The organism is uncultured Turicimonas sp., assembly GCF_902477955.1.
Taxonomy (GTDB): Bacteria; Pseudomonadota; Gammaproteobacteria; order Burkholderiales; family Burkholderiaceae_F; genus Turicimonas.
This window is the reverse complement of sequence record NZ_CABSJB010000007.1, coordinates 1-26,645: the sequence shown is the minus strand read 5'-3', so window position 1 is coordinate 26,645 and position 26,645 is coordinate 1. Positions and strand designations below refer to the sequence as shown.

Below are 26,645 nucleotides of genomic sequence, written 5' to 3'. Positions count from 1 at the left end.
GGCAAGACGCGCAGCAAATTTCACCTTCTATTCTTTAGCGTATTTGACAGCTTGATTAGCGGCTATTCTTCCGAATACTAGACTTTGAGAAAGAATCCCGCCTCCGTGGTAGTCGTGGTAGTAGAGATTGATTGTTTCTCCGGCAGCGTAAAGACCTTTGATTGGCCTTCCATCAGGCTCTGTCACTTGTGCATTCTTATTGACGGTCAGCCCACCGTAAACCATCGTTATTGAAGGTGTGAGAGGATAGAAAGCAAAGAGCTTGCCATTGAGATTAATTTTCTCAGCCAGATTTGTCTTCGGAGGTTCTGCGCCGAGAGCCTTTCCATCTTTTACAGATGCGTTATATGCCTCTAGAGTAGATTTCAAAGCGGCAGGCTGAACTCCAATTTCTTTAGCCAGCTGCTCATACCCATTGGCCTCAATTAGTCCACCCTTGGCACGTTTGAACAATTCTACCGACATTCCTATGCGTTTTTCTTTTTGCAACATCGCTTCATCGAATATCAACGCAACCGTTTGTCTGGTTTGTTGGAGAGTAGCTTTGCCGAATGAGGCGTAACCTAAAGATTCGTCAACGAATCTCTTACCTTCAGCATTTATGCCTAAACAGTATGGCAAAGCCCGGGTCGGAGAGCCTCTACCATTAGGACCGTCATACACAACGGGAAGATGCAATGACTCAACTCCAACCATCCCTCTTGTTCCTGCACCGATCTCTTGAGCCAAACGAATACCGTCGCCAGTGATAAATTTATTACCGCGAATCAAAATATTTGCTCCGCCCGGATGAGCAGCTTCCAGCATCTCTCTATTAGCAGAATAGCCACCCGTAGCCAAAATTACAGCTTTTGCAGAAATTTTTACTAACCCATCCTCTGTTTGGCAGACTGCTCCATCGACAGCTCCTTTACCATTTACCAGCAACTGCTTAGCCTTTGTCTTAAATAGGACCTTTCCGCCTTTTTCTATATATTTATCGAACAGAGTCTTAAGGAGGGTCGGCATACCTTTATATTGACCCGGAGATGCAATGCGAACGCCAACTCTCCAAGGTGCCTGCTGAAGCCAGGGCTCAAACCCTGCGCCATTTGATTCAGCCCATTTTATTGAATCGAGAATATTATCCGCGAGAACTTCGTAAAGGTCTGAACGTCCTCCACCGAGGGATTTTTTCTTCACGTCTTCGACGAAAGCTTTTTTGGCCTCTTCAGAATTGTTTTCCGGCATCAAGAAAGAGCCTAGACAAACCTTAGAATTTCCTCCTCTCTGATTTTTTGCAGCCTTGTCGATCATTAAAACATTAGCGCCGTCTTCTTGAGCCTGCAGAGCGGCGACTGTTCCGGCAATTCCGGATCCAATGACAAGGACATCGCAGGAAATTGTTTTGTCAGGCTGGCCTGTTAACCAGGCATAGGCTGGATTAAGAGAGAAACCCATTGCAGCCATGGCACCTGAAATTTTGATTACTTTACGGCGTGAAATCATAGGACTCCTCCATTTAGGGATTGAGTAGGAAGGGATATTTGGATTTTAGCAATGCTCTTTTGTTTAGTTAAGTAAATTTTTCATGTAAAACTCTTACCGCCATCATTATTGGTCCGACCTTTTCGGAACTTTTCTTACCCTGTATGTCTCGGTAGTTAGTCAATAGACTTTTGAAAACGAAAATAGATCTGCCGGGGACTATCTGCAGAATTGCGCAACTTCTTCTTTCTCTAGAATCTCGTTATTGATTCATCATTTTTTATCGAATCTTTCAGTTCTTTTGGCTGGTAATAGATTTCTTTGATAGGAGCGTTAGAGGAGTTAGATTACATTTTTCTCGTAATTGCCTCAGATAACGTACCTTCTTCCATTGCTTTGCCCCCCAGACACTTAGTCTTTTTACGCAACGTTTGTGCTGCTAAATGAATTCTCTTTCCCTCTTCTCAGCTTTGTAAGTTTTTCCAGGTGGTTATCCGTTCTGTACAAATCCGAGGTTGGATATGAGAGTAAGAAAGATGCCAAAAGCTCCAACTCCTAAGAAGATGTAAGTTCTTAAATTTAAAGCTGTTCATTAGAAGATAAGAAGGGTAATTTCTTCCTGAAAGAATTGAGTTGCAACAAAAATCTTGTTATTCCGACTCCTCCTTAAAGGAAATTTCGACCCTGAAAACTACCTTTTTGTCTCCGAATCTAAGAAACAATTAAACACATTCTTATTGACTTTCTTACATATATTGAATATTGTATACAATATGCAATATTCAAACGATATTGCTCTTTCCCTAAAAGGAGTCGATATGAAAAAGAATCTCGGTTTTCTAATCACTATCGCTATCGGTTTGGTTCTTTGGTTCTCACCTATTCCTCAAGGTGTGACCGCTGAAGCCTGGCATGTCTTAGCGGTCATGGTCGCAACAATTGCTGGTTTTATTTTTATTCCTTTACCCATCGGTTATGTGGCAATCTTCGGCATTACAGCTGCAATTCTTTTTAAGGCATTGCCTTTGAAAGTCGCTCTCGCAGGTTTTTCCAACAGTTTGCTATGGTTAATCGTCATGGCTTTCATGTTCTCCCGGGCATTTCTTAAAACAGGGTTGGGAGAAAGACTATCCCTCAAGATATTGAGCGTAATTGGAGACAGCACTCTTAAAGTTGCTTATGGATTAACAATCAGTGGTTCCATTTTGGCAGCCGGAATTCCTTCAGGCACGGCAAGGGCAGGAGGAGTTATTTATCCGATCGTTCGAAGTATGTGCAAAGCCTTGGATAGCGAACCTGATCACAATCCAAACCGTGCCGGAAGATTTTTAATCCAGTCTTACTTCCAGTCGGAAGCTTTTATCTCTTACCTGTTCATGACAGCCATGGCTGGAAACGTGCTGGTGATGCAATATGCAAAGGATCTAGCAAATCTCGAGATGACCTGGGGAGGCTGGGCATTAGCCGCTTTATTACCGGGAATCGCATCAATTGCTTTGGTTCCTTTGGCCGTTTATTTTGTTGTTCCCCCAACACTTAAAAAAGCACCTGAAGCAAAGATCGAAGCGAAAAAGATGCTTGATGCTATGGGTCCCATTTCTTCAAAAGAAGTTATCCTTTGTGTCATCTTCCTCCTTTCCATTGCGTTATGGATGTTAGGAGACTTCACAGGAATTGGATCCACTTTAGTTGCCTTCATTGCTGTGTGTGCGATGTTGTACTTCGGCATTCTTACCTGGGATGATGTCCTAGGAGAAAAAGGAGCCTGGGACACATTGATTTGGATGGGTGTCTTAGTTTGTATGGCCGGTGCCCTCACAGAAAAAGGCTTCATGGTCTGGCTTGGAAACGGATTGGGAAGTATTTTTGTCGGTGCTGATTGGTGGGTTGTTGCACTAGCTATTGCCATCTTCTTTAACTATACACAATACGCCTTTGCCAGTTCTACGGCCCATATGGTCGCTTTGTACGGAGCCTGTCTGACGGTTATGTTAGGAGCTGGATGCCCTCCTCTTCTTTCCATTCTTATGTTGGCCTTCATTGCCAACACTCCGGCTTGCCTTACTCAGTACACCTGTGGATTTGCTCCAATTTTCTTTAATGCCGGCTATTTCACGAATGCCGAATGGTGGAAGATTGGCTTCATCCTGTCTTGGCTTCATTTAGCCATCGTGGTTGTCTTTGGCTCCATCTGGTGGAAATTAATCGGTCTTTGGTAATTCTTCTCAACAATTTTTACCTTCAACACAAGGGAATGATTATGAAAAATAGAATGCATTTTTTTGATTATGAGATGTACGAAAAAGGTTTTGGAACAGAAGAAATGCGAAACCTTTGGAGCGAAAGAGGGATTTTGCAGCAATGGGTTGATTTCGAGGTGTACTTGGCCCAAGCTCAGGCTGAGTTAGGAATGATTCCCCAAGATGTGGCCGATGAAATCACAAAAAAAGGGAACATTGATCTTATTGGTATTGACAAGATTGCAAACATTTTTGGCACCACCAATTTAAATACCGTTGCCCTCATCCGAGCTTATAAGGCTATCTGCGAAAATGGTGCCGGAGAATTTATCCACTATGGTGCAACTTCCCAAGACGTCCTGGACAGCACTCTGGCATTTAGGATCAAGAAATCATTAGAAAGCTATAGAGCTGACTTAGAAAAGATCGTTTCTGTTCTCCTCCCCTTAGCTGACAAATATCGCAATGCAGTCATGGCAGGAATCACTCACGGTCAACACGCCATCCCAGTTACCTTCGGCTTTGTAGTTGCCACCTGGGCTCAGGCTTTCAAAGAACACATTGAAAGGATTGACCAAGCTTTACCAAGAATTTGTACAGGAACGGTATCAGGAGCCGCTGGAAACTTTGCTTCGTACAATTTATTGTTTGGAGAGAAATGCTGGGACATGCAAGTTAAGGTTCTTGAAAAATTTGGCTTAACCGTTCCTCCCATTTCAGTTCAGCCCCGCAATGAAAGATTCGTTGAGTACATGTATCTTTGTTCTTTGATCGCCAATACTTGCGAAAAAATTGCTGATGACATTGTATTTAACCAAAGAAATGAAGTCATGCAATTAGAAGAGCCGTTTGACACAGAACACCAGATCTGTTCAAGCACTATGCCCCAGAAACGAAACCCGGTCCTCTGCGAAAATATTAAAGGTTTGGCAACATTAATTCGTTCCAATGCCACGGCTCAAGGAGAGATTTTCCACCGGGATCTCCGAGACGACACTCCATTCTTTGTTGAAGATGTCCGTATGCCGGAAACAGCTATTCTCATGGATAGCATGTTGAAAGAAATGCTGACAGTATTCAAAGGATTAAAAGTGCATGAAGAGAACATGCGTAAAAACCTTGATAAAGATGAAGGATCGCTGATGGCTGAGCCTTTGGCTTTACTTCTTTCCATCAAGTCCGGGAAAAAAGATACAGCAATGAGAATTGTCCATAAAATCGCAATGGACTCTTTCGAAAAGAAGATTCCGTACGAACAATACGTCAAGCAAATGCCGGAACTTCGAGAATATTTAACAGAACAAGAAATTGTAGATATTCTCAATCCCAGCAACTATCTTGGACTCACTCAAAAAGCTATTGACAACGTCATAAAAGGATAAGGCATGAACAACATCACCAAGGCGTGTTTGGATTTTGCTTTCAATTTGAAGTTTGACGACACAGCGCCAAACACGTGCGAACAGATGAAAAAGTACATTTTTGATCTAATTTGCTGCGCTGTGGCCGGATCAAAAACAAAAGAGGTCGATGCTTTTAAATATTTATGCCGTTTGAACGTTGTGCAAACCGGCATCACTCCTCTTGGGTTAACTCACCCTACTTCACTTTACTACGCCGCATTGCTTAATGGAGCATCAGGACATGCCCTAGAAATGGACGATTCTGACAGAACGGGGCTATCCCATCCCGGAGTAATGGTCATAACTCCAGCTCTTCTTGCAGGATGTATGCAGCAATCTACCGGCAAAGATTTTCTTACAGCTTGTATTGCAGGCTATGAGATTATGCTTAGAGTCGGCACTGCTCTCGGATTGTCACATTATGCGCTTTGGCATACCACTGGGACTACCGGTCCCCTCGGAGGTTCAATTGCTGTCGGCAAATTGAATAAACTCACACGCGATCAGCTGGGACATGCATTCGGAAATGCCGGAACTCTTTGCTCCGGCCTTTGGGAATTTAATGCAACAAAGGCACAAAGCAAAATACTGCATGTCGGTCACGGTGTAGCAGATTCAATACTTGTTTGCCAACTTGCCTCTCAAAATTTCACTGGGGCTGACAAGATTTTAGAAGGAAAACAAGGGCTTTTCAAAGGCTTCCATGAAGAGAAGTTTGATGAAAGTCTATTCCAAGATTTTGGTTCAATGTGGAGAAGCGACGGGGTCTCATTTAAGCCCTATCCCTGCTGCCGGCATACGCATGGCGGGATTGATGCAGGCCTGGAACTTCATCGGAAGTTAGGAGATGTGCCCGTAGAGGAAATAGAAAAGGTAGTTATAGAAACGTACCAGGCGGCCTATGATGTCGTAGGCAACAAGAAAATCTCTTCGGTCAAAGATGCGAAGTTTAGCTTACCTTTTACAGTTTGCACCGCCATTGCAGACGGCTTGGTTTCTGAAGAAAGTTTTGGCGAGAAAAGCTTAAGAGACCAATCAAAATTGTCTTTAGTTGAAAAATGTACGGTTTGTGTGGCCTCGGACATCCAAGCAATTCATCCTTTTCATGAGCAAAGCCGTGTAACACTTGAAATGAAATCTGGTGAAAAAATTTCAGCATTTATTGCCGATCCTTTGGGCGAGCCTGAAACGCCCTTAGATTGGCCAGACTTAGCCGCCAAAGCAAAAACACTTCTTTCATTTATTTCGGAAAACGAAATGAACGAACTTCAAGAAAGAGTCAGAACAATTGAGGAGGAGGATATTGCCGATCTTTATCAATTCGTTCATTCTCTTTCTATCAAGTAGTCTCCGCTAGTCAGAGCAATCTTTCTCAGGTAAAGATTGCTCTGTTTTCTTTATATGTTCCAATAATAGTTCGCAACCTCTTCGAGTTGTCTTAGCATCAATTTGGCACAGAACTTCTTCATCTGAAAGAGGATCTGACAATAACTTATATTGCTCTTGGTGGCTTTTTAAAGAATATTCAAAGTTTGCTGCGTGATATTGGTAATAAAACCGATGCCAACGCATTATTTTGCGTAAGTTATAAAGTTCTTTTTCGAGCCAAGAATTGCCAGTCAAGGAAATTAATGTTGAATGATATTTTTCATGAAACTCCATGAAATCCTTGGCATTCTGTGTTCGCCAAGCATTTTCCATACCGTCTAATTCTTTTTTTAATTTTTTCAAGCCCTCAGGGGTCATCCTCTGATGGGCTAATTTAACGGCCAACGTTTCAAGAGTTATTCTGATTTCACTTATATCCGAAATTTCTTGAATATCTATTTTTTTTACGAAGCTCCCTTTGCGTGGAATAGTTTCGATGAGGCCTTGGGACTCCAACAGCCGGAGCGCTTCTCTGAGAGGAGTTCTACTAGTTCCGAACTTTTCTTCTAAATCAGATTCCTTCAGTTTACTTCCCACTTTGAATGTGCCGTCAAGAATCATATCTTCAATCAGACCGGCAAGTTGGGGTACCAAAGTGTTAGTTAATAACAAACTCATATTTTTTAATAAGATATTCTTTTATTTACTTTAAATGACAGAGCTTCTTCTATATGCTGGGCCTGATGCGTTATATGATTTTCTTTATCGCTGAAAAACTAACTAAAATCAAGTCGCAGAAGTTCTCACAGACCGTTATAAGGCCACTAGGCTTTCATCTTTAATCCGTCATTTTACTCAAGTTAAAAAGATACTTCTTCTCAGGTTTTCAAGAGATTGAAAACAGCTAATACTTCAGCAGGTCTTTTAATTTCTAATTTTTTCAAACCTAATAATCGAAACCCTTCAACAGTCCGATGTGACAAGTTTAAACGTTCTGCTATTTCCTTGTTTGTTAAGCCTGATGAAACTAGCTTTAAGACTTGTTTCTCTCTTGATGTGAGACTGTCATATCGACGCCTTAACTCGTTCTCTTCAGAAAAATAAGGATTTATGCTCTTCAGTGAACATCGTTGAATGCCTCTGGCTATCGCTTTGAAAACTCTTTCCGGTACGATTGGCTTCTGTATAAAATCAATAGCACCATCTAGAACCGCTTTAACAGCCATGTCTATATCGCCATGTCCCGAAAGAAAGATAAGCGGAATGGGATATTCTATTTCTCTTAAACGTTCAAATAAATCTATGCCGTTTATCCCCGGCATCCTTACATCAGCCACAATACAACCAAAATCGTCCGGAGAATCTTCTGTTAAAAATTTTAAAGCACTTTCATAAACAGCTACACGGTACCCTTCACATGTTAGTAAAAATTCCAGAGCTTCTCTGACTTCGCTTTCATCATCAATAACACGAATTAATGGAGCTTTTTCTTTAGGAAGCATTTTTTTTATTCTCTAAAGGTAGTTCAACAATTGCTGTTAAGCCGTCTCCCGAGTTTTCGCTCCTAACAAAAGAGAGACTGCCTCCATAATATTCCATTGTATTAATAATAAGTTGAACTCCCAAACCAAGTCCATCTTCCTTAGTAGAGAATAGAGGTTCAGAAATTTTTTCGTAAGCATCATCAGAAATTCTTCGTCCGTTATCTTTAACGGAAATAGAACAGAAACTATGATTATTTTTCTTAGTGACAGATGCCAAAACTTCAATTTTTATGTGTTTGGTTGTCCGCTCTGCTTGTTCAGCATTTCTAAAAAGGTTAAAGAGCACCATTTTAAAATCCAGTCTATCCAGGAGAACAAAAATTGCAGAGCCTTTGATAAGGGTGATATCGGTATCTTCTGGGTAGAGTTTCTCATATTCTTTAATTTCCTTCTCAAGAAGATCGTAAACATTCACTCTAACAATTGATTTTTGCCGTTTTTTTGCAAAACTTCTTACACGATCTACAACTTCTGCGCATTGCTGTGATTGCTGAGCTATCTTGTCTAACGCATGATGAATAAGAAGAAAATTTTTATTTTTTTCTTCCAGTAATCTTTGGGTTCCGGTTATATAGCACTGGATATTATTTAAGGGCTGTTTTAGCTCGTGTGCAAATATCGTAGACATTTGACCGACTATTCCTAACCTCATTATTTTCTCGAGGGAACTCTGAGCTTTTTGTTTTTCATACTCAGTCTTTCTTTGCTGCTTAAATGCCGTTTCCAGTTCTAGTGTTCTTTTCCTAATTAAGATTTCCGTTCGCACACTATGGCCAAAAATTCCCAATAAAATTAATAACAGAGCGATAACATAAACCTTGTATTCAGCCCAGGCTCTTTGAAAAGTCCATCTATCTAAATATTCATATGGACCAATCTTCAAACTTTTAAACAATTCATCTACCGGGCGATAATCTGCCGAAACACTCCAATAACGTCCATTGGAATCAGCTTGCATATTAAATAAAACGGAAGTAATTTTTCTTAGACTTTCATGCTCCAAAGAAGGCAGTGAGGATACGGTCCAATTGGGAAATAATGTTGTAGAAACCTCACACGGAATATCCTCCTGCTTTGTCTTATTGACCACTTTGAATTTTTCTCTTTCCTTCTCTGAAAGATTATTTTCAAGATAACAAGCACTTAGAAAGCCAACATCGGCTTCGTTATTTTCAAGAGCCCTCAAGACTAAGTCCATTTGCAAACCATCACCTAAACCTACAAATTTTGTTTTAGAAAAAAAAGACTTTGCAGGCGGATATTGACGATTGATCTCTCCCATTCCAATTTGATAACCTTGGAAGCTGTCCTTTGAGACGGCAGCCAATCTCTTACCTTTCAAATCTGCAAGAGTGTTCAGATCTGTTCTTGATTTTAGAGTAACGATCGCGGTCCCTGTACTCCGATTAGGATTGCTTTTTTCCGGAGATACACTAGTTGCGAGCATCCTAAGGCCGGAAGATTGAAGCCGCTTCACGAAACCAGCTCCAGTAAAAACTAAGTCTAAGGAGCCTTCTTTAACAGCTTTTTCGAGCTTTTCAATTGAATATAGTGAAAAAATCACAGGCCTACCCAGCTCTCTTTCTATTAATTTCAAACTATGCTCAAAATGTCTAAGAGTATCGTTAGGGTAATTAATATAAGTTGCGCCTGCTCTTAAGGGAGTTTGCTCACCTGCATTACTTAAACTCTGAAAGAGAGAAAAGACAAGCACTAATAGAATCCGGAACATTGTTATGCTGACTTCTGCGCTAACACCGCTAACCATGCCCGAATCTCCTGTACTACCGTGAATTTACAATATCAATAAAAATTAAGACCTATCGTTATAGATTCTCATTCTAATCTCCGTAACTTAGTCTTATATATATTTCTCTGATACATCATTGAAGTTAGGAAGATCATCAAATAATCAAAAAGGTACCTCTTCCTATCTTTAGATTTTTTAGAATCAGCTCTCTAAATTAGCTTGAAGAATTTTTTTATTAAGGTTGCTTTTTTCCTTGTCGACTTAGAGCTGCTCCTTTAACTTCGGAGCAGCTCGGTTAAAACTATTTAAGGTTGTTCTGCATCTTAGGATGACAATTCACACATATTAACTGTGAAGGCTGATGTTCCTTGTGACATACTGAGCACTCGACGGTTGTACCCCAGTGAGGAGAGTTGTGGGGATTCAAAAAGACCCCTTCCTTTTTTTTCGCCAATTCAATACCGCTGAGATGACAGCCAGTACATGTATCAGTTGGAACTCGATTATTAAATTGCCCTTGGTGGCATTTTTCACATTTAATATCCTGATGAAAAGGTTTGTTTACCACCTCTGAGGCGCCTAGAGGAGAACACGCAAATATTGTAAAAAAAGTCATACAGGCAAATATCTTTAACGTTTTTTGCATCTGAATTCTCCTTATTTAGCTATTGTTTCACCGGCGATCATTCCGAAGGTAAATGCGGCGGGTAATGTTGTAGAAATAAGACTCATTGAACCATGAATTCCACTTGCTGCCTCACCTGCTGCAAAAAGACCAGGAATTACTTTCCCATCCAGATCCAGAACTTCAGTCTTAGGAGTAATTAAGACTCCTCCCATTCCTCTATTGCTTACAGGAAGAATTACCGATGCATAGTAAGGGGCTTGTGAGATGGTTTGAAAATTAACCAGATTAAAATCTTTGCCAAAGTCAAGGTCCTTCTTGTTCAGTACCTGCTGATTGTATCTATCAATAGTTTTCTTCAGAGAATCAAAGGGCAAGTTATAGGCTGAGGCCAGATCCTGCAAAGTTTCGTGTTTTGTCAGATAGCCCAATTTTGCTTGTCTTTCAGTTCTTAATGGATCATCAAACTTATCTATTGCATTTTTGTCCAACACAGCAATCGGAAAAGCCCTTGCTCCTGATTTATAGATATTAAGTGCGTTAGCAGTCATGACCGGACGAGGGACTGATTCATTCATACAGCGAACACCTGTTTTAGGATGAACCATGCAAGAGTACCTCATATCTGTTGCTGAAAGTCTTAATCCAAATCTGGCAAAAGCCATATTTACCGGACGTGCCCCAATTCTAAGCATTGCTTTAAAAGCACCAGCGGTTGCCGCTAATCCAGCCGTTAAAACCATTTCAGGGAGAATTTGAGGAGTATCCTGTTTGCGGAATTCAACATCTCTTCCGTAGCCTCCGCTACCCATGATGACGCCTTTTCTAGCTTCGTAAAATTTTACAGTTCCGGTTTTATTTTCCAAATCGTCTGACTTCAGCCGAGGATCGAATTCATAGTTTTCACGAACTTTTACTCCAATAACCCTACCTGTCTTATCTTGAATTAAAGCATCAAGCTTAACTCTGGTTCTAAACTCTCCTCCCATAACATTTTTAAAATTGTTATGCAAAGGGATTAAAGCTCCTTGGGCACACCCGTTAACAGGCTGATGAATTCTTGCTACTGAATGGCCATTTTGTTTAATTAATTTTTCATGAAATTTAGCCCCGTGCGCCACAATAAAATCCATGGCTCTTCCGCAATTATTAGCAAACGTTTCCGTTAACTCTCTATGGTTGAATCCTCCTCCTAACTTTTCGATATCTTTTACAAACAGAGCAGGTTCATCCTTGATACCGTTCTTTTTAGCCAATGTGCTGCAAACAGCAGCCATATCCCCGGCGGCTATCACAGAGCTACCACCTAGCATCGGCATTTTCTCAATAACTACAACGTGCTTACATCCATTTTGTTTTGCAGAGATTGCTGCACAAGTACCGGCCATTCCAGAACCGACGACCACTACATCGAAACTTTCATCCCAGGCCACTGGCTCAGAAGGTTGATTATTTGCCATTGCCCCTGTTGATGTTCCGACTAGAGCACTAAACAAACCGGTTTTTAAAAAAAATCTTCTATTTCTTTTCAACATCTTGCATTCTCCTTAGCTTGAGGCGGACTATGGCGTTGGCTTAACCCATTGGCTGAAGTTATGACACTGGTTACAACCGTCATATGATTTTGAGTGTTCTCGATGGCAGCTTATGCAATCCATTGATTTTCCATAGTGATAATTGTCATGAGGATTGACTCCTTTTTGAGACAAGTGAGCCGTTCTTTGAGCGACATTTTCTTCACTTTGATGGCATGTCAGGCAGTCTCCTTTACTAGGGGCCTGAATTTGTGTGGAGTCAGAATGGCAGCTTTGACAACTCAAGCTTTTATGCCAAGGTCTTAGTTGATGTTCTTGAGGAGTTTGGGCATGCACAATTAACGCCCCAAAAGACATTAAAAACAATCCGCTAATAATAAAAAATCTTTTCATTATTCTTCCCCTAAGATTCCTGTTTTGATACTTGAGTGCCTGCGATCATTCCAAAAACACCACAATCTATGACAGAACAGCAGGTAAGTCGATTTGCCCCATGAATGCCACCCGCTGCCTCACCAGCGGCATAAAGCCCTTTGATAGGTTTGAATGTTCTTGCAGAAATAACCTGTGCTTGCGGCGTTATCTTTGCCCCTCCTGCGGTATATGCGATAAATGGCATAGCCTGCATTGCATAGAAAGGAGCTTTTCTGACCCCGGCCCCCTTCATGGCTTTCATATCTTTATTAAATTCTGTGTCCTTGAGCTCATCAAGCATTTTGTTGTATCGCTGAGCCTGCTCCTTCAGAGCAACAACGGGGATGCCATAAGCTTTTGCCAGTTCTTCTAAAGAATCGAATTTATAAATATTTCCGCCACAGGTATTCTTAAGAGCTAGGCCTCGTTTAAGTCTTCTTTGATCATGAAAATTCTTAATAGCCGCAGAGTCATAGATAAGCACCGGGGTAACGTTTCCATTCTTTTTCTTTTGGTCCAGTATCGCCATTGATATCTTGTCCCGGTTACCTCCTTCGTCTACAAACCTAAGTCCAGATGAAGGATCAACGTACATTCCCCAACAAATATCCGTATAAGAAATAGGGAAAGAAAATCTAAACAAGGAAAGATGAACCGGGTAGGCTCCAGCTTCGAGAAGAGCCCTGAGGCCCGAACCAGTAGCACCTATTTGTGCGTTAGAAGAAATCCCTTTGAGATAAGGAACTTCAGCTGAGACAATTGAGTTATCTCGACAGTATCCTCCAGACGCAAAAACTATGCCTTTTCTTGCTTTGAAATACTTAACGGAACCCGTCTTGTTTTCTGTATCTTCTGAATCTAACAAAGGATTAAAAAGATAGTTAGTTCTAACTTTTAGACCGATCGCCCTTCCGTCTCCATCATAAATTACGCTTTCTGCCTTACATCTTGTAATGAGTTTTGAGTTTTTAAAAGAAGCGAAACTGTTAGATAAAGGTCTAATAATGCCCTTTCCTCCACCTACTGGATACACGGTTCTTTTTACACTGTGACCACCAAAATGCATAAGCGTGTCATTAAAAATAACTCCGTGTTCAACCATAAAATTAAAGAGAGCAGAAGTTCCCTTGGCAATAGTCAAGGCGTATTCGGGATCCGTCAGACCCCCAGATACTTTCTGCATATCAGCAGCCAACCATTCTGGTTTATCTTGTATTCCTAATTTTTTTTGAAGCGGGCTGCCGACAATAGCCATATCACATTGACTAATTCGGCTCGAACCTCCAATCTCACCCATTTTTTCAACAATTAAGGTTGCGGCCCCATTTTCAGCAGCTGTGATACCAGCGGTCAAACCAGCAACGCCGGAACCGACTACGATAACATCAAACTCTTTATCCCAAAGGTGTTCCTCTTTTTTCTCTTGAGAAAGTACGCCTCCAAAGGGAAGGACCGTACACGTAGCGAGTCCGGCCTTTAATAGATGCCTTCTTGAAGATGCTGCTTTCATATTCATCCCCTTAAATGATTAATTGAATCTGAAACATTCCAAATTCATTCTATGGGAACAACTACCTAGGTAGAGATCAGGAACAACCAGTGGGAATCTTTTTGTGAGTGTGGAACTCTTACTGGTGTCGTCATTGGTTCCAGCCACATCGTCACTTGTTTTTTCACGGTGCTTTATTGGTAGAAACTCAAGAGATTTTTTGATATTTATGTTAGTTCAACAGGCAATTTTGATAAGAATTAAATAAATTCCCCTCTTTTCTATCGCTCTTTATGGCTACCGCTTACTCATTTGCTTTTAATTTTTCTGCTCTGAGCTTTCTAGCATTGTTGCGATGGTTGCCAGTGCCCTTGAGGGGGCCTAGGTTGTTCGGAAATTGTGAATTGCCAGCCGTAAGTTACAGGATTTTGAAAAATACCGCTTAAAAATAGTGTGATTTTTCCTTCAATGATGATAACAACCCGAACGGATGGCTATAACCCGGATAAATGGCGATGTAAATAGAACATTCAATGATGCCTTTGGAACTTCCGACGATACTATCCGGATTGAATATAGTTGAAGAGCCAAAATCGCTGAAACAGAATACTTAGCGATGAAAACCAGATTTCTCGAGGAAAAAATCAGAACGTAGATAATCTCTGACCGACGATGACAGGAACTAATAACAATGAACGCCGGAACTTATCATCGAGTAGCACAAAAAACTTTTTCTATTTTTATCCTGTCCTTCCCTTACACTATGTGTTATCCAGTCCAAGGAATATAAGACAATGATTAGAAAGAACATTAGTTATAGAGAGGCCATTGTGCTGAAGGGCAATAAACCAAATCCTACTAATTCTCTTCAAAAAATGCTCGAAGAGGCTTTACGGCACCCTCCAATAACAAGAAAACAAGAAATGGAAAAAGAAAGCACACAAGTCAGGCTGATTTTTTCGCATCAAGGATACTCAAATCTTTTGTGTTGCCAATTGATTCAATTCGATGAAGGAGCTTCTCAGCCCATTGTCAAATTAGATTCAAAAACCCAAGAATATGTCATAGATGCAATTCGGCCCGAAGAAGGATCTGCCAAACAAGCATCTAACAGTGCAGAATTCATCAATTCCATTTTGTACTTTGTTGTCAAGGACAATCATGTAGTTTTTATAGCCGGCCGCTCTCTACGGAGCAAAGAACTTGAAAATCATCTAAATTGGTTACTAAAAGATTGCACAAATGCATTATCTGCTTCTGAAGACTTAATTCTTAATAAGCGAGCTCCAAAAGAGATCGAAGAAATATTGAAAGAGAACCATGTAAAAGAAGTTTCTCTCGAAGCTGGCATTAAAGCAGAACAGCTCGATTTACCCTTTGAAACCTCTCACAGAGAAAGTGACCTACATCAAAGTATGTGGGAAAAATTTCAAAATATAGTCAAAAAAGACTTTCTTTCAAAGAATAATAGCGCAGGGCTCTCTCAAGCAATTGAAAATGCAAACCTTCGGATGGGCTTAAAGCTTCTGGTGGAAAAAGAAGCATCGAAATCTTGGCGAAAGTTTTTAGATGAAACCGCTATTTCATTCCGACATTTTAATTTTGAAGAAACTGTAATCATCTTAGATAACGGAAACGTAATTAAGGGAAACGAGCTAGATTTGACCAGTCAAATCTCTGTGGAGATTGGGCCTAATGGGCTGCCTAAGTTACAAGAGCTTTGGAAAGAAATGATTAGTTGGTTAACGAGCTTAACACGGCAAGAGGGCCTAGGAGATGTTTAATTTTCTACGTAGTTGGCGAGTATCGGGCATCATCATTTTATTGTTGCTCCTTTCTGGTTTTTTAGCTGGAAAATTTCTAAGTAGAGAAATTAAAGAGATTTCACTTGTAACCTACGGTTATATAGCGTTTGCTATTTTGCCCATAACAATTTGTTTATTTGGCCTAAAGGAGCTTAATTCAGCCTACTCACAACTAGGCTCAAAACTAAATAAGAGGGAAAGGGAGGTTCTTGAGACTATCCTCTATAGCAAGACGAAAGGAGCGATATTATGGGGCTTCCTGCTTGTACTACTTCAAGTTGTTCTTGCCTTCATGCTAAGCGTTTTTCAGAGCGATATTGAATGGTTTTTTGCTATTTGGGGAGCATTACTAGGTGCGACTGTGGCTGTCCTAGTTTATGGACTTTCTCTATGTCTTTCAGTGCAAGAAATCTATAGCTTTGTCAACCAAACAATAGATTCTAGAATTAGAAAAGAACAATCGAAAGATCTTGAGAACCGATTATCAAATTCAACAAGCTTGGAGGCATGAATAGCAAACTCGACCGAATTTATCGGTTCCGATAAAAATATAACCGACCGTCCGTTTATACATCCTGTTGTTTTCCAAATTCTCTTTCTGTCATCCTATAAATGTAGATACCAGTCGAACTTGATAGATTTTGCAGGATCTTTTGTTCAGGCATTGGCCTGAATTAAAGAAAGAGACGGAAGGCGCTAATTCACAAAGGGCCTTCCGAATTTATTTAAGCTAATTAAATCTGAATTTAATGCTTTCAGACGAGACTCGTTAACGCTATTTGCGAGAGGAAGAAAAATTTTCGACCATTTTCAAAGCCCTTCCGACAGCCTGATCCATATCGTAGTATTTGTAATCTCCCAAACGACCCAGAAACGTGACGTTTTCTAATTTGTCTGCAAGGGTCAGATATTTGGCATATAAAACTTTGTTACCTTCATTGATAATCGGGTAATAACGTTCATTCTTTCCTAAAACAAACGATTCCGGATATTCGTAGGAAACAACGGTAGAGTCACTCTGCGTGCCCAAGAAATACTTGTATTCTCCGATACGCGTGAAGTCGTAATTACACGGGTAGTTAACTACAGAGTTACTTTGGAAGTAGGGACGGTCGAATGTCAGGAAATCAAACTTCAAGCTTCTATACGGCAGTTCACCATACTGGTAATCAAAGAATTCATCAATTGCGCCGGTAAAGAAACAACGGTCAAAATCTTTAAGCATTGATTTATCAAATGAGGTGTTGAGCCTGACTTCTATGTTGGAATGGTCGAGCATTTTTTCAAACATCGCCGTATATCCGTGCAATGGAATTCCTTGATATTTAGCTTGGAAATAGCGATTGTCTCTTCCGACGAATACCGGTACTCGGCCCGTAACCAAAGGATCGAGATCTTCCGGTTTGACTCCCCATTGTTTAACGGTATAGTGAAGGAAAACTTTCTCATATACGTACTCTGCTAAGAATTGCAAATCCTTATTCTTGCTTTCTCTTAACTTGAGAATTGGAACTTTCTTGTTGAATGGAAAGTCATTCAGTAAGGCCTCGATAAGAGACTGAGCCAATTTTTGAGGAAATAATTGCTCGATTGAATTGAAGTTGAATGGGATCGGAACCAATTTCCCGTCAATCAGTGCTTTAACTTCGTGCTGGTATGGATACCATTGAGTAAATCGAGATAAAAAATCCCATACCTCTTGATTCTCTGTATGGAAAATATGAGTACCGTATTGATGGATATCAATTCCATTACTATCAAAGTAATCGTAGCAATTGCCGCCTATGTGATCTTTTTGATCGATCACAACCACCTTGTGACGGTTTTCGGCAAGTTTTCTTGCTAAAGAAATGCCCGAGATCCCGCATCCAATGATTAAAAAACTTACCATAAATATCCTTGAACTTAGACAAAATCCAACATAAATTGGACATCATTCACATTTAATCGCCTATTGAGCCTAGCAGTTCTAATTCATCAAGAAATACTTTTTTGACTTGTCCCGCCCTCTGTTCAAGGGATGGATCCTGACACAATTTCAATTTTTACAATTTAACAATCGTATCTTTTCAACTATCTAATTTCCACGAAAAATAGATCCGACTGGAGCAATTCCTAAATAATTTTCTCCTAAGGCATTTTTCATTTCCAACCATTTGTATAATAACAAAAGTAGTCTGTCTTCATCTTCTGCCTACAGTAATGTATTACAATCTCTGACGGCTTTATAAGTGAGCTTTTGTTTCATAAGTAGCCCTCTCAAATCTGGTAAAGGGGTTTGTTTCAATAAACCACTAGAGAGCTTCACTTCGTTACCGCTTATATTGCTCAGCACTTGGCAGAATAACCGCACTTTTAATACGAAACTAATTTAAGAAAAAATGAAGTCAGAGTTCGGCTCTTTAGTCCTGAAGTCTCGGTGACGTGGAAAAGCCTGTCAGTTTAATTGAAAAATAAACATGTAATAATCGAATGAACCAACGTTGGCAATAAAAGCTTCAATGTTTTTAATTCTCCTTACAAAACTTGTTCGCCTTTCATTACTTGCCCGTATAATGGAAAAGGTAAATTTGAATCTTTCCCATGAAATCTAAGTCACTCAGTTTCACAATAGTCATCGCTGCCTGGAATGCAGAAAAAACCATTAAAACGGCTATCGACAGTGTTACAAATCAATTAATTGAGACTTATGAGGTCATCGTGGTAGATGACTGCTCACTGGACAAGACTTTTGAGGTTGTGTGCCAGCTAGCTGAAAAAAATCAAAATATCAAAATATTGAAAAACAAAAAAAACCTTGGTCCTTCAGAATCCAGAAATATCGGACTTGAGATGGCTAGAGGAGACTATGTGGGTTTCCTTGACGCAGACGATTTCTACTCTGAAAAACTTTTCATGGCCGTGACTGCAGAAATTTGGAAAAACAAGTCTGACGTCATCAAGTTCGGTGTAAGAGAGATATATCAAGATAGTAGACGTGAAGTTTCATCTTCAGCATTTTTCTCTAATCGACCAAATGAAATAACAGAAAAGGCCATTGAACTCGAAAGATTGCCTTTGTTTGGCTATGCGGCTAACAGCTTCTACAAAACTGAAATTCTTAGAAAGAATAAAATTTTTTTTGATAAAAATCTGCGTTTTGCTGAGGATTTTTTCTTTAATTACTCTGTTTTTCAAAAAATTTCGAGTTTCTCATTTATCGATCTAGTTGCCTACAACTACAATCGGATTTGTACAACCTCTTTGTCCTATCAAAAAATCAAGAACTATGGTCCTCTGTATCAAAAGAAAATCGTCCTTCTTTGTTCGTGGGCTAATTCGAAACACTGTTTAAACAAAAGTGGCAAAACTCTTTCGATAATCCTTGTTCGATCCCTCTATTCATCTGCAATTAGAAAGATGAAAGATAAAAAATATAAAGAGGCTCTTCAGGCAATTCAGCAGTTTTTTGAACTTAGGGAATTCACAATATTACAGCCTTTTTTTAAAGGTGAAACTCTTTCTCACAGGATTGCTTTTTTACCCCTTAGACTTCACTCACCGCTTATAACGTGTTTTTTTTCTTATATACTTTCCTGCCTATTTAGTATGTATCCAAACCTATCAAAAAGAATTTGAAACATTACTTACCTGTCCTTCCAATGATATTTGATCAAAGAGATGACTAGCAGAAAAGTTAGAAAAATTTTTCTCTTAATACTTATTCTCTTGTTAAAAAGCAAATCCCCTGAATTTCGCCTAAGAAACAGGATGTGTTTTTCTTGAAAGAAGAAATGTTTTCCATTGTTATCTTCTCTAGCGGCCGTGAAGAAAAGATTGTAAAACCTAACAAGACAGTTAATTGATTCATCTTTTAGAAACGGGGTATGCTCCTCGACCCACTTTTTTCGTTTTTCGGCCTTTTCAACTAACTCGAATCTCTCAAAGCAACTTGTGAGACGTGACAAAGACCCCACTCTCATCTCATAGTGATATCCTGTAAACGGCAGATAGGCAACAAAATTAGATCTTTGTATCAGTGTAGGAAGAAGAGCAAAATCTTCAAGAGTCTTCCCTTCAAAGTTGACCCCTTCAAAAAGATTTCTTGAAAAGACTTTATTGCACAGCCAGCTTTTGACCTTTGTATCTTCAATAACTTGGCGGAGAAAAACGTCTTTTCCAAGAATTTCTGGACTGCTCCCATAAACATGTACGTATCGATACTGTAAATTCTTCTCCTCAACTACATCACAAAAAACAATATCGGCTTTCGAATCACTTTTTTTTGTTAACAGTTTCTCATAAAAAAAAGAATCTACATAATCATCTGAATCAACAAATCCAATTACAGAAGATCGAGCGTGTTGTATGCCAAAATTCCTTACAAAGCCAACCCCTTTATTTTCTGAAAAAGAATAGACTCTAAATCGAGGATCTTCTCCGACTACCTGATTAATAATCTTAAGGCTCGAGTCGGTAGAGGCATCATCTATTACAAGACATTCAAAATCGTGCAGAGTTTGAAATTTAATACTGTTAAGAGATCGTTCAATATAATCTTCGCAATTGTACGAAGGAACAATAATGGATATGCCAGTCATATACTCTCTTTTTAAAGCAAGCCTATTCTCTTCAGCGTCTTCTTGATCATTTCTCTTCTCTTACTGTGCAACGGAAACATGACTTTAGATTTTTCTCTCACAAAATTTTTTAATTTGTTATTGCTCTGTTTGGGGGATTTGCCCATTAAATCTGAAAGAATTTGCTCATAAAATGGCCCTTGTTTCGCGAACTTCCAGAAATAGAAAGAGAGTTTCTGATAGGGGTCGTGCCAAGGTTTAATTGATCCAGTGTAGTGAATAATTGCAGGGTTCTCAAAAGCAGCAAGATAGCACTCAGCATATGCAGGATCTACTTGATGCAAATATTGAGGGTTGTAAATTGTAACTCCATTCTGAAAGTTGAATCTTGGACTAGCCAATTTAACATCATGTTGAAAAATAAAATTTAATAAATCTTGATCTTGAAATGGGAGCACAAGCTTTAGGGTTTCTTTCAAAGTCTTTTGATATTTATTTCGATCAATTCCGTTCAGATTAAATAAAATAACTCCTGCATTAAAGTACGTTGAGTCTGGTGATAATATTTTCAAGTCTCGAAGTTCTCTGACTCGATGAGGGTGATTGACAAGGTTAGGAGCTATAGTGTCAAGAATACCTACAACCAGTTTTCGTTCAAAATCAGTAAAGTAAAATTCCGTGAAGTCATCAGCGAATACAAGATCCGCATCACAAAAAAGTACTCGCTCGTAGTTCTTAAAAATCAAAGGAATAAAACATTTGAAATATGTAGAAATAGACCAATAGGAACGAACATTAAAATCTTTGACATTAAAGTTAGTATATAAATAGGTTGATATGTCAATAAACCTTAATGAAAAATTTTTAGGGAGCTCTAAATTTAATAACCTTCTGCTGTAATCATTTATGTCTGTGTGAAGAACAACGATATCGTAGTTAAACTCTTGCTTAGAACAACTTATTAATGATTTGAGAGTGGCGGAGAAATATTTACAATAGTTATTATCAGGCGCAAATACTAGGCAGATGGAGTTTCTACTCTCAAAAAAAGGTGTGATCTCAAGTTTAACTTCCACTTCCCAAATAGCTTTCTCCGGGAATAATGCTTCTAGAACTTGCGGAAATTTTGCAAGGGAGTTTTGATCGCTTCTTTCGTCATCATTTATACAGAAAAGGAAAGGACGTTTGGTCTTTAATACATCTGGAACTTTCTCTACATCTGCAATTGAAAAATAGATAGATTCCTCTTCGGTTGCAGTTCTTAGGCGATTTCTATCTTGTGGAAGATCCATCAAAGAATAAATAAATCTTTGGACAGAATTTGAGGATCTAAATTTATTTGCTATCGTTGTTGTAATTCTCTCTGAAAACAACTCGTGTACTTTCTTTATTGTAGAAACCTTGTAAGGCTCAAAATTATGGTAAGGCTCAACATCTTCAGGGAACCGATATCCTTTCTCCCTCAGCAACGACTTCGTAAATAAAAGATTTTGATAATACAGGTTCCGGGGGACTTTATTGTCAAGATTTGGGGTCTTGATAAGGCGGTGAATAGGATCTCCGTTTGAATCAAAGAAAAAGCTCTTCGGAACTGGGCGGAATACGAAAAGATCATCCGAAGCAAGTATAAATCTTTCTGATAATCCTTTGATTTTGTATACATTCAGCTCTATTGCTTCTGAATTAAAACAGGGAAGAAAGTCTTTCTCAATAATGTCCTTGTGATCAACAAATTGTATTTTTGAGTTATCTTTTAACCATGATGGTTTTTGTTCATCAGTGACAATAAAAATTTTATTCACCCAGCTCATATTTCGTGCCACGGAGCGCAAACTATAGCGGAGTTCGGAATTATCTCTAAATCTATTTTTTCCAAAAAACTTCTGAGAACTATTTTCTCTATATTTTTTTTGCCAATGGGGATCCTCCCCATTAACCCACAAATACACTAGATCAATATTGAAATCTTTCATACGGCTTATCTAAAATAACGAGAGCAAACATCTGAGGGAGAACCATCATCAATAATTTTTCCATGCTCTAACCAAACGACACGTGTACAGCACTGCTCTATCAGACTTCTGGAATGAGTCGCAATTACAAGAATATTTGAATTCGCAATGACATTATTCAAACGAACTTCTGCTTTCTTTTGAAAAGATTGATCCCCTACAGAAAGCCATTCATCCATTAATAAAATTTCCGGCTCTATCATAGTGGAAACTGCGAATGCTAACCTCATGTGCATACCCGAGGAATAAGTACGCACGGGCATGTTAATAAAATGCCCCAACTCCGAAAAGTCGATTATTTCCTGCAAATGTGACTGCACCTGATGTCTTGGTATTCCGAGTAAGGCCGCTCTAAGAAATATATTTTCTAGACCTGTGGCTTCTTGATCAATTCCAAGTGAAATGGAAATCAAAGAGCCTATCTTTCCTTCTATGTCTACCGAGCCTTGTGTTGGTTCATAGACTTTGGATAGAACTCTTAAAAGAGTGCTTTTCCCGGCTCCATTATGTCCGATAAGACCAACACGTTCATTTTCTTTAATTGTTAAGTTAATGTTCTCCAAACTACGAACGATGGTGTGTCCTTTTTCAGTGAGGCCGATTTTACCTCCTGTGGCCACTCCAAGTACTGTCTTCTTAAGGGAACGACCCTGCGAATTATAGATTGGCATGTCAATTGAGACATTTGTTAGTTTTATAAAAGACATTTGTTACAACCAATAGGCTATACGTGATTTGTACCTGTTAAAAATAGCGATAGCAAGAATCCAACCCAAAAATAGAAGACTTATTCCCATCATCCATGCCATCATTGGGGGACATCTTCCTAACAAAGGTTCTCTAACAAGCTGGATCAACTGAAAAAAAGGATTCAATTCCAAATAAAAAAATTTTCTTCCAAGCTTAAGAAGTGACGGCATCCAGAGAATGGGGGTAACATAAAAAGCCACCTGCAAAATACTTGCGATGATAGGGGGAAAATCTCTATACCTAGTGCATATAATGCCAACTATTAAAGAGATCCAGGTTAAATTTAGAATCAATAGTATTAATCCAGGAAAAACAAAAAGAAGGTCTAAGTCAAATCCTCGCCCAACAAATAAACAAACAAGAGGGAATATTAAAAAATTATGTAGAAAAATATAAAAATTTTTAGCTATTAGCCGGATTACATGTGAATAGATAGGGATTGGTAGCTGTTTGATAATATTTTCGGCATTTATAAAGACACTTGCAGAATCGTTAATTGTTGAGGAGATAAATCCCCAAATGATCATACCTGCAGCAAGGTAAGGGATAAACTCCTTAACTCCAGAATCATAAATGTTTCCAAAAATAATCCCTATACAAACAATCATTACTCCAGTGGATATAGTTATCCAAAATGGCCCAAGAGATGATCTTCGGTACCTTTGACGAATATCCGAATAAGCAAGAAACAAAGGAAGTTTTATATCACAAATACTTTTCCTGATATCTTCTACACCGGCCTTACTCATTGAAATCAAACCCCATCTTCTTTTCAAACAACCTTATCTTTTCTAAAGAATAGAATGAATGATATGCTTCGGAATTTGGCAAAGAATAGATGCCGATTCTCTTTCCCTCAAGAATCAATTCATTTAAGACTGCACTCAAATAAAATTGTCCGTTAACACTGTTGTTCTTCAGTAGCACTTTTTTTGCAGATTTTAAAAATTCACTTCCTTTGCGGAAGAAATAAAACCCAGCCAAAGCCATTTTGGAGATAGGATTTTTTTCACAAAATTCAACCGGTTCATTTCCGATTGTGTTGACATAAGACCAGCGCGGATGGACTGCATCAAAAGTTACAACCCCAGCTTGATAATCGTTTTGCAAAAAGTATTCAACAACCTGCTGGTAGTTAATGTCTATTATCTGATCAGAGTTAAGGATCAACAGTGGTTTATCTTCATCAATGCGATCGCACGCCAGAAGACAGCTACACACGGCTCCCGAGTTCTCTCCTTCTATTTGGATACTTTCTACCTTATCCGCAAGAAGACGAACCGTTCGATCCAAATGGAATTGTTCTATATCCTCTTTATTAAATACAAAAATAAACTCAGGGTCTTCGATTGATTTAAGGTTCTGCATGACTCGTTCGATCATGGAGACGCCACCAATGTCAACGAGTAGTTTAGGGAAAAAACTATCTTTAAAAAATAAAGACTTCCCGGCAGCTGGAATAAGAACTTTCATGTCTAATAGTCCTCCTCACAATCACGAACAAAATCTTTAATATTCTTGTAATTCACATCAAAAACTGTTCCGACTTGGAGAACATAAGCCCCCGCTGCTCTTCCAGCTGCAACGCCATTAGGATTATCTTCAACAACAACACATTCCTTTGGTTGTAGTCCAAGTTTTTTTATTGCTACTTGATACATTTCAGGATCCGGCTTACTTCTCTTAACATCCTGGTTAGACACTATAAGATCCAAATATCCTGTAAGAGCAGCTCTTTCCATCATAGTTTCAATGGTTCGACGAATCGAATTTGAACATACCGCTATCCTGTATCCTTCTGCCTTGAGCCTGGATAATGCAAATTCATGACAGTACGTTGGATGACACAAGGTATTTATCATTTCCATTGTGTATTTTTGTTTAAGCTCATTAATAAATGGATGAAGCTTGGAGGGAAGAAAATGTTTACAACTCAAAATTTTTAGCTTCTCTTTCGTGGGTAATCCGTCAAATGTTCTCAGATGATCGTAAATGCTTATCTGGATTCCAAAATGACTCAATGCTTTATTTAGGGCTTTGTAGTGCCACTCTTTTGCATCGATTAGAACGCCATCCATATCAAAAAGAATCGCCTTGATTGTCATAAAGAAAAATATTCCTTCGCATTAAGTGATAAGTCTGTACATAGAAAAACGTTTGGAAGTTTATCTATTTGACGAGTTCTTAACTCGTCCCAAAATTTTTTATATGGACGCCCATGTAATTCTGGAGAGACAAGGGCAACTTTTTTATTATTCTCTAGCACTTCTTGGATCTTTTGAAAAAAATTGTTGTTGTATCGTCCATAGAAACTATCAAACCAGACTCCACTACAGCTTTCGTATTCGATCAAAGGAAATGGTTCAATGTCTGAGAATCGTGTAAAAAATGACAAACCTATTTGTTTTGCCTCGAAAAGTTGAGGAATAGACATATCGAAAATAAAATATTCTTCAACGGCATATTCTTGCAAAAATTTTTGAAGTTTTGTTAACAAACCATCAGCTTTTATATTCAAAGCTAATGCTCCTCTACTATTTGAGGCGCGATAGGCTTGCAATAATGTAGTCAATTTAACTTGCGGCTCTAAGATTGGATCATGGCTGATTTGGATTTCTCCCTCGAAATCTCTCAGATCCGTTTCAATACCGAATCCTTGGTTTAATGCTTCAATCAAAGAGTTGAAAGTATTTTTTTCTTTGGGAGAATGCCACAAGCCTCTATGGGACAAAATATTCATAATTAATTAAGCATCAAAGATTTTACTTTTTTTCTAATGGATGAAAAGGTACGAGAAAAGACTAGTTTCTTTATTAAAGAGTTCTCCGAGAAATTTTGGATATTTCTTTTAGAATAAAAGAAGAGTCTTCTTCTAAAAGGAGGTCGCGTCAGGAACAAAACTCGAGCGAATAGTAAGAAATACTTATCCTTAAGCTTCTGCTCTCCGGTGAAATCTGCCTCTGAATAGCAACGAGCGTGTTCAACAGGAGCCCCCAAAAAAGGACTGACAGAAAAAGTATAAGGAAGGATTATCGTCCCGCTTCTAAGTCTTGGATTTCTTTCTTTTTTCCAGCGAAGACCAACATTCCATGTATTAACTAAAATAAAAAAACTCTTCAAAGCTCTGTCACTATCTTTAAACGTATTTTCTATTTTCCATCCCTTCCGTTTCAAATACTCTCTACAAAGGTAAGCTTCTGGAGGAACAAACTCTCTCTGAAAATCACTTAAAGATAACCTTGCCATCTTAAAAAAATACTCCGTCTCAAAATGAGTATTAGATAGTTTTGGAGCATCATAGTAAATCTTTAAGTTCTCATGAGAACCAACCAACAATAAGTCTGAGGGATGATACAACCGGTCTTTTCGACTAAAACAATTGGTCGTGAGTATTTTATTTTCTCTCTGAATTCTAGGAAGATTTCTTAGGACTGCGTCAAAATCTACCCACTGATCATTTCTTAATTTAATAACCGCACAATCGTCCGGGAGATTTTCCAGACCTTTAGAGACCAGGTTAATCTGCCTATTAATATTAAAAAAACCAGGATTAAAAACATCCTCCGAACAGACAATTTCGCAGTTTGTGTTGGTTTGTGACATCAAAGGAAGAAGAGCCTCTTTTGTCATTTTTTCGTCATCTTTATATACAGAAAAAACTATCTTCTCGAAAATATTTTTTCA

The 26,645-nt window shown here is 38.9% G+C and carries 23 protein-coding genes; 6 read left to right on the top strand and 17 right to left on the bottom strand.

Translation table 11 applies throughout. The features are described from left to right. Positions 1-27 precede the first annotated feature (27 nt). Positions 28-1,488 (bottom strand): FAD-dependent oxidoreductase, encoded by a 1,461-nt coding sequence (locus RDK53_RS03365; protein ID WP_308513287.1) that lies wholly within the window; start codon positions 1,486-1,488, stop codon positions 28-30. A 797-nt stretch (positions 1,489-2,285) separates the two neighbouring features. Here RDK53_RS03365 and RDK53_RS03360 point away from each other — a divergent pair. From RDK53_RS03360 to RDK53_RS03350, 3 genes are read left to right on the top strand one after another with little or no spacing between them, the layout of a single operon-like run. Beyond that, positions 2,286-3,686 (top strand): DASS family sodium-coupled anion symporter, encoded by a 1,401-nt coding sequence (locus RDK53_RS03360; protein WP_308513285.1) that lies wholly within the window; start codon positions 2,286-2,288, stop codon positions 3,684-3,686. A gap of 41 nt (positions 3,687-3,727) precedes the next feature. Then, on the top strand, positions 3,728-5,089 hold the full coding sequence (locus RDK53_RS03355) for an adenylosuccinate lyase family protein (protein WP_308513284.1): 1,362 nt from the start codon (positions 3,728-3,730) through the stop codon (positions 5,087-5,089). 3 nt (positions 5,090-5,092) lie between these two features. Further along, entirely contained in the window at positions 5,093-6,457 is a 1,365-nt protein-coding gene (locus RDK53_RS03350; RefSeq protein WP_308513283.1) for an MmgE/PrpD family protein, read from the top strand. Positions 6,458-6,463: 6 nt separating this feature from the next. Here RDK53_RS03350 and RDK53_RS03345 read toward each other — a convergent pair whose 3' ends face one another. The 7 genes from RDK53_RS03345 to RDK53_RS03320 all read right to left on the bottom strand — a co-directional run bounded on the left by RDK53_RS03345 (position 6,464) and on the right by RDK53_RS03320 (position 13,856). Continuing rightward, on the bottom strand, positions 6,464-7,156 hold the full coding sequence (locus RDK53_RS03345) for a GntR family transcriptional regulator (RefSeq protein WP_308513282.1): 693 nt from the start codon (positions 7,154-7,156) through the stop codon (positions 6,464-6,466). Positions 7,157-7,356: 200 nt separating this feature from the next. Beyond that, entirely contained in the window at positions 7,357-7,980 is a 624-nt protein-coding gene (locus RDK53_RS03340) for a response regulator (RefSeq protein ID WP_308513281.1), read from the bottom strand. Beyond that, positions 7,970-9,790 carry a PhnD/SsuA/transferrin family substrate-binding protein gene (locus tag RDK53_RS03335; RefSeq protein WP_308513280.1) on the bottom strand — a complete coding sequence of 607 codons (1,821 nt, stop codon included), beginning with the start codon at positions 9,788-9,790 and terminating at the stop codon, positions 7,970-7,972. Before RDK53_RS03335 ends, RDK53_RS03340 begins: the two co-directional genes overlap by 11 nt. Positions 9,791-10,073: 283 nt before the next feature. Beyond that, positions 10,074-10,388, bottom strand: a complete 315-nt coding sequence (locus tag RDK53_RS03330; protein WP_308513326.1) for a cytochrome c3 family protein — start codon at positions 10,386-10,388, stop codon at positions 10,074-10,076. 41 nt (positions 10,389-10,429) lie between these two features. Next, a complete protein-coding gene (locus RDK53_RS03325) occupies positions 10,430-11,932 on the bottom strand; it encodes a flavocytochrome c (RefSeq protein WP_308513279.1) in 1,503 nt (500 codons plus the stop codon). Positions 11,933-11,959: 27 nt separating this feature from the next. Beyond that, positions 11,960-12,289 carry a cytochrome c3 family protein gene (locus RDK53_RS12245; RefSeq protein ID WP_374041557.1) on the bottom strand — a complete coding sequence of 110 codons (330 nt, stop codon included), beginning with the start codon at positions 12,287-12,289 and terminating at the stop codon, positions 11,960-11,962. Between the two features lie 46 nt (positions 12,290-12,335). After that, positions 12,336-13,856: a flavocytochrome c gene (locus tag RDK53_RS03320; protein ID WP_308513278.1), complete on the bottom strand. Its 1,521-nt coding sequence runs from the start codon at positions 13,854-13,856 to the stop codon at positions 12,336-12,338. Between the two features lie 773 nt (positions 13,857-14,629). On the opposite strand from RDK53_RS03320, the gene RDK53_RS03315 reads away from it, so the two are divergent. Together RDK53_RS03315 and RDK53_RS03310 are read left to right on the top strand one after the other, a co-directional pair. Beyond that, the gene (locus RDK53_RS03315) at positions 14,630-15,619 is read left to right on the top strand and encodes a hypothetical protein (protein WP_308513277.1); all 990 of its coding nucleotides are present in this window, start codon (positions 14,630-14,632) and stop codon (positions 15,617-15,619) included. Further along, entirely contained in the window at positions 15,612-16,151 is a 540-nt protein-coding gene (locus RDK53_RS03310; protein WP_308513276.1) for a hypothetical protein, read from the top strand. The genes RDK53_RS03315 and RDK53_RS03310 overlap by 8 nt, the downstream gene beginning before the upstream one ends. A gap of 264 nt (positions 16,152-16,415) precedes the next feature. Here RDK53_RS03310 and glf read toward each other — a convergent pair whose 3' ends face one another. Next, positions 16,416-17,531: a UDP-galactopyranose mutase gene (gene glf / locus RDK53_RS03305; RefSeq protein ID WP_308513275.1), complete on the bottom strand. Its 1,116-nt coding sequence runs from the start codon at positions 17,529-17,531 to the stop codon at positions 16,416-16,418. Positions 17,532-18,223: 692 nt separating this feature from the next. Here glf and RDK53_RS03300 point away from each other — a divergent pair. Continuing rightward, a complete protein-coding gene (locus RDK53_RS03300; RefSeq protein WP_308513274.1) occupies positions 18,224-19,258 on the top strand; it encodes a glycosyltransferase family 2 protein in 1,035 nt (344 codons plus the stop codon). An 8-nt stretch (positions 19,259-19,266) separates the two neighbouring features. Here the strand turns inward: RDK53_RS03300 and RDK53_RS03295 are convergent, their stop codons facing one another. Genes RDK53_RS03295 through RDK53_RS03260 form a run of 8 tightly spaced genes read right to left on the bottom strand, consistent with a single transcriptional unit; the run spans position 19,267 to position 26,591 of the window. Further along, positions 19,267-20,220: a glycosyltransferase family 2 protein gene (locus RDK53_RS03295; RefSeq protein WP_308513273.1), complete on the bottom strand. Its 954-nt coding sequence runs from the start codon at positions 20,218-20,220 to the stop codon at positions 19,267-19,269. An 11-nt stretch (positions 20,221-20,231) separates the two neighbouring features. Beyond that, complete coding sequence (locus RDK53_RS03290) at positions 20,232-22,172, bottom strand: Stealth CR1 domain-containing protein (protein WP_308513272.1); 1,941 nt, start codon at positions 22,170-22,172, stop codon at positions 20,232-20,234. 5 nt (positions 22,173-22,177) lie between these two features. Further along, on the bottom strand, positions 22,178-22,918 hold the full coding sequence (locus tag RDK53_RS03285) for an ABC transporter ATP-binding protein (RefSeq protein ID WP_281523210.1): 741 nt from the start codon (positions 22,916-22,918) through the stop codon (positions 22,178-22,180). A 3-nt stretch (positions 22,919-22,921) separates the two neighbouring features. Next, positions 22,922-23,710 (bottom strand): ABC transporter permease, encoded by a 789-nt coding sequence (locus RDK53_RS03280; protein WP_302944394.1) that lies wholly within the window; start codon positions 23,708-23,710, stop codon positions 22,922-22,924. After that, on the bottom strand, positions 23,703-24,434 hold the full coding sequence (locus tag RDK53_RS03275; protein ID WP_308513271.1) for a glycosyltransferase family 2 protein: 732 nt from the start codon (positions 24,432-24,434) through the stop codon (positions 23,703-23,705). Before RDK53_RS03275 ends, RDK53_RS03280 begins: the two co-directional genes overlap by 8 nt. Before the next feature lie 2 nt (positions 24,435-24,436). Next, positions 24,437-25,066 (bottom strand): HAD family phosphatase, encoded by a 630-nt coding sequence (locus RDK53_RS03270; protein ID WP_308513270.1) that lies wholly within the window; start codon positions 25,064-25,066, stop codon positions 24,437-24,439. Then, on the bottom strand, positions 25,063-25,701 hold the full coding sequence (locus tag RDK53_RS03265) for a hypothetical protein (RefSeq protein WP_308513269.1): 639 nt from the start codon (positions 25,699-25,701) through the stop codon (positions 25,063-25,065). The genes RDK53_RS03270 and RDK53_RS03265 overlap by 4 nt, the downstream gene beginning before the upstream one ends. A 2-nt stretch (positions 25,702-25,703) precedes the next feature. Further along, positions 25,704-26,591: a hypothetical protein gene (locus RDK53_RS03260; protein WP_308513268.1), complete on the bottom strand. Its 888-nt coding sequence runs from the start codon at positions 26,589-26,591 to the stop codon at positions 25,704-25,706. Positions 26,592-26,645: the final 54 nt, after the last annotated feature.

Coding starts and splice junctions, on each gene's coding strand:
- RDK53_RS03270 (WP_308513270.1), bottom strand. CDS start 25,066: ATGACAATCAAGGCGATTCTTTTTGATATGGATGGCGTTCTAATCGAT.
- RDK53_RS03295 (WP_308513273.1), bottom strand. CDS start 20,220: ATGACTGGCATATCCATTATTGTTCCTTCGTACAATTGCGAAGATTAT.
- RDK53_RS03330 (WP_308513326.1), bottom strand. CDS start 10,388: ATGACTTTTTTTACAATATTTGCGTGTTCTCCTCTAGGCGCCTCAGAG.
- RDK53_RS03290 (WP_308513272.1), bottom strand. CDS start 22,172: ATGAAAGATTTCAATATTGATCTAGTGTATTTGTGGGTTAATGGGGAG.
- RDK53_RS12245 (WP_374041557.1), bottom strand. CDS start 12,289: ATGTCTTTTGGGGCGTTAATTGTGCATGCCCAAACTCCTCAAGAACAT.
- RDK53_RS03325 (WP_308513279.1), bottom strand. CDS start 11,932: ATGTTGAAAAGAAATAGAAGATTTTTTTTAAAAACCGGTTTGTTTAGT.
- RDK53_RS03300 (WP_308513274.1), top strand. CDS start 18,224: ATGAAATCTAAGTCACTCAGTTTCACAATAGTCATCGCTGCCTGGAAT.
- RDK53_RS03335 (WP_308513280.1), bottom strand. CDS start 9,790: ATGGTTAGCGGTGTTAGCGCAGAAGTCAGCATAACAATGTTCCGGATT.
- RDK53_RS03310 (WP_308513276.1), top strand. CDS start 15,612: ATGTTTAATTTTCTACGTAGTTGGCGAGTATCGGGCATCATCATTTTA.
- RDK53_RS03280 (WP_302944394.1), bottom strand. CDS start 23,710: ATGAGTAAGGCCGGTGTAGAAGATATCAGGAAAAGTATTTGTGATATA.
- RDK53_RS03360 (WP_308513285.1), top strand. CDS start 2,286: ATGAAAAAGAATCTCGGTTTTCTAATCACTATCGCTATCGGTTTGGTT.
- RDK53_RS03285 (WP_281523210.1), bottom strand. CDS start 22,918: ATGTCTTTTATAAAACTAACAAATGTCTCAATTGACATGCCAATCTAT.
- RDK53_RS03350 (WP_308513283.1), top strand. CDS start 5,093: ATGAACAACATCACCAAGGCGTGTTTGGATTTTGCTTTCAATTTGAAG.
- RDK53_RS03340 (WP_308513281.1), bottom strand. CDS start 7,980: ATGCTTCCTAAAGAAAAAGCTCCATTAATTCGTGTTATTGATGATGAA.
- glf (WP_308513275.1), bottom strand. CDS start 17,531: ATGGTAAGTTTTTTAATCATTGGATGCGGGATCTCGGGCATTTCTTTA.
- RDK53_RS03355 (WP_308513284.1), top strand. CDS start 3,728: ATGAAAAATAGAATGCATTTTTTTGATTATGAGATGTACGAAAAAGGT.
- RDK53_RS03320 (WP_308513278.1), bottom strand. CDS start 13,856: ATGAAAGCAGCATCTTCAAGAAGGCATCTATTAAAGGCCGGACTCGCT.
- RDK53_RS03260 (WP_308513268.1), bottom strand. CDS start 26,591: ATGACAAAAGAGGCTCTTCTTCCTTTGATGTCACAAACCAACACAAAC.
- RDK53_RS03275 (WP_308513271.1), bottom strand. CDS start 24,434: ATGAAAGTTCTTATTCCAGCTGCCGGGAAGTCTTTATTTTTTAAAGAT.
- RDK53_RS03265 (WP_308513269.1), bottom strand. CDS start 25,701: ATGAATATTTTGTCCCATAGAGGCTTGTGGCATTCTCCCAAAGAAAAA.
- RDK53_RS03365 (WP_308513287.1), bottom strand. CDS start 1,488: ATGATTTCACGCCGTAAAGTAATCAAAATTTCAGGTGCCATGGCTGCA.
- RDK53_RS03315 (WP_308513277.1), top strand. CDS start 14,630: ATGATTAGAAAGAACATTAGTTATAGAGAGGCCATTGTGCTGAAGGGC.
- RDK53_RS03345 (WP_308513282.1), bottom strand. CDS start 7,156: ATGAGTTTGTTATTAACTAACACTTTGGTACCCCAACTTGCCGGTCTG.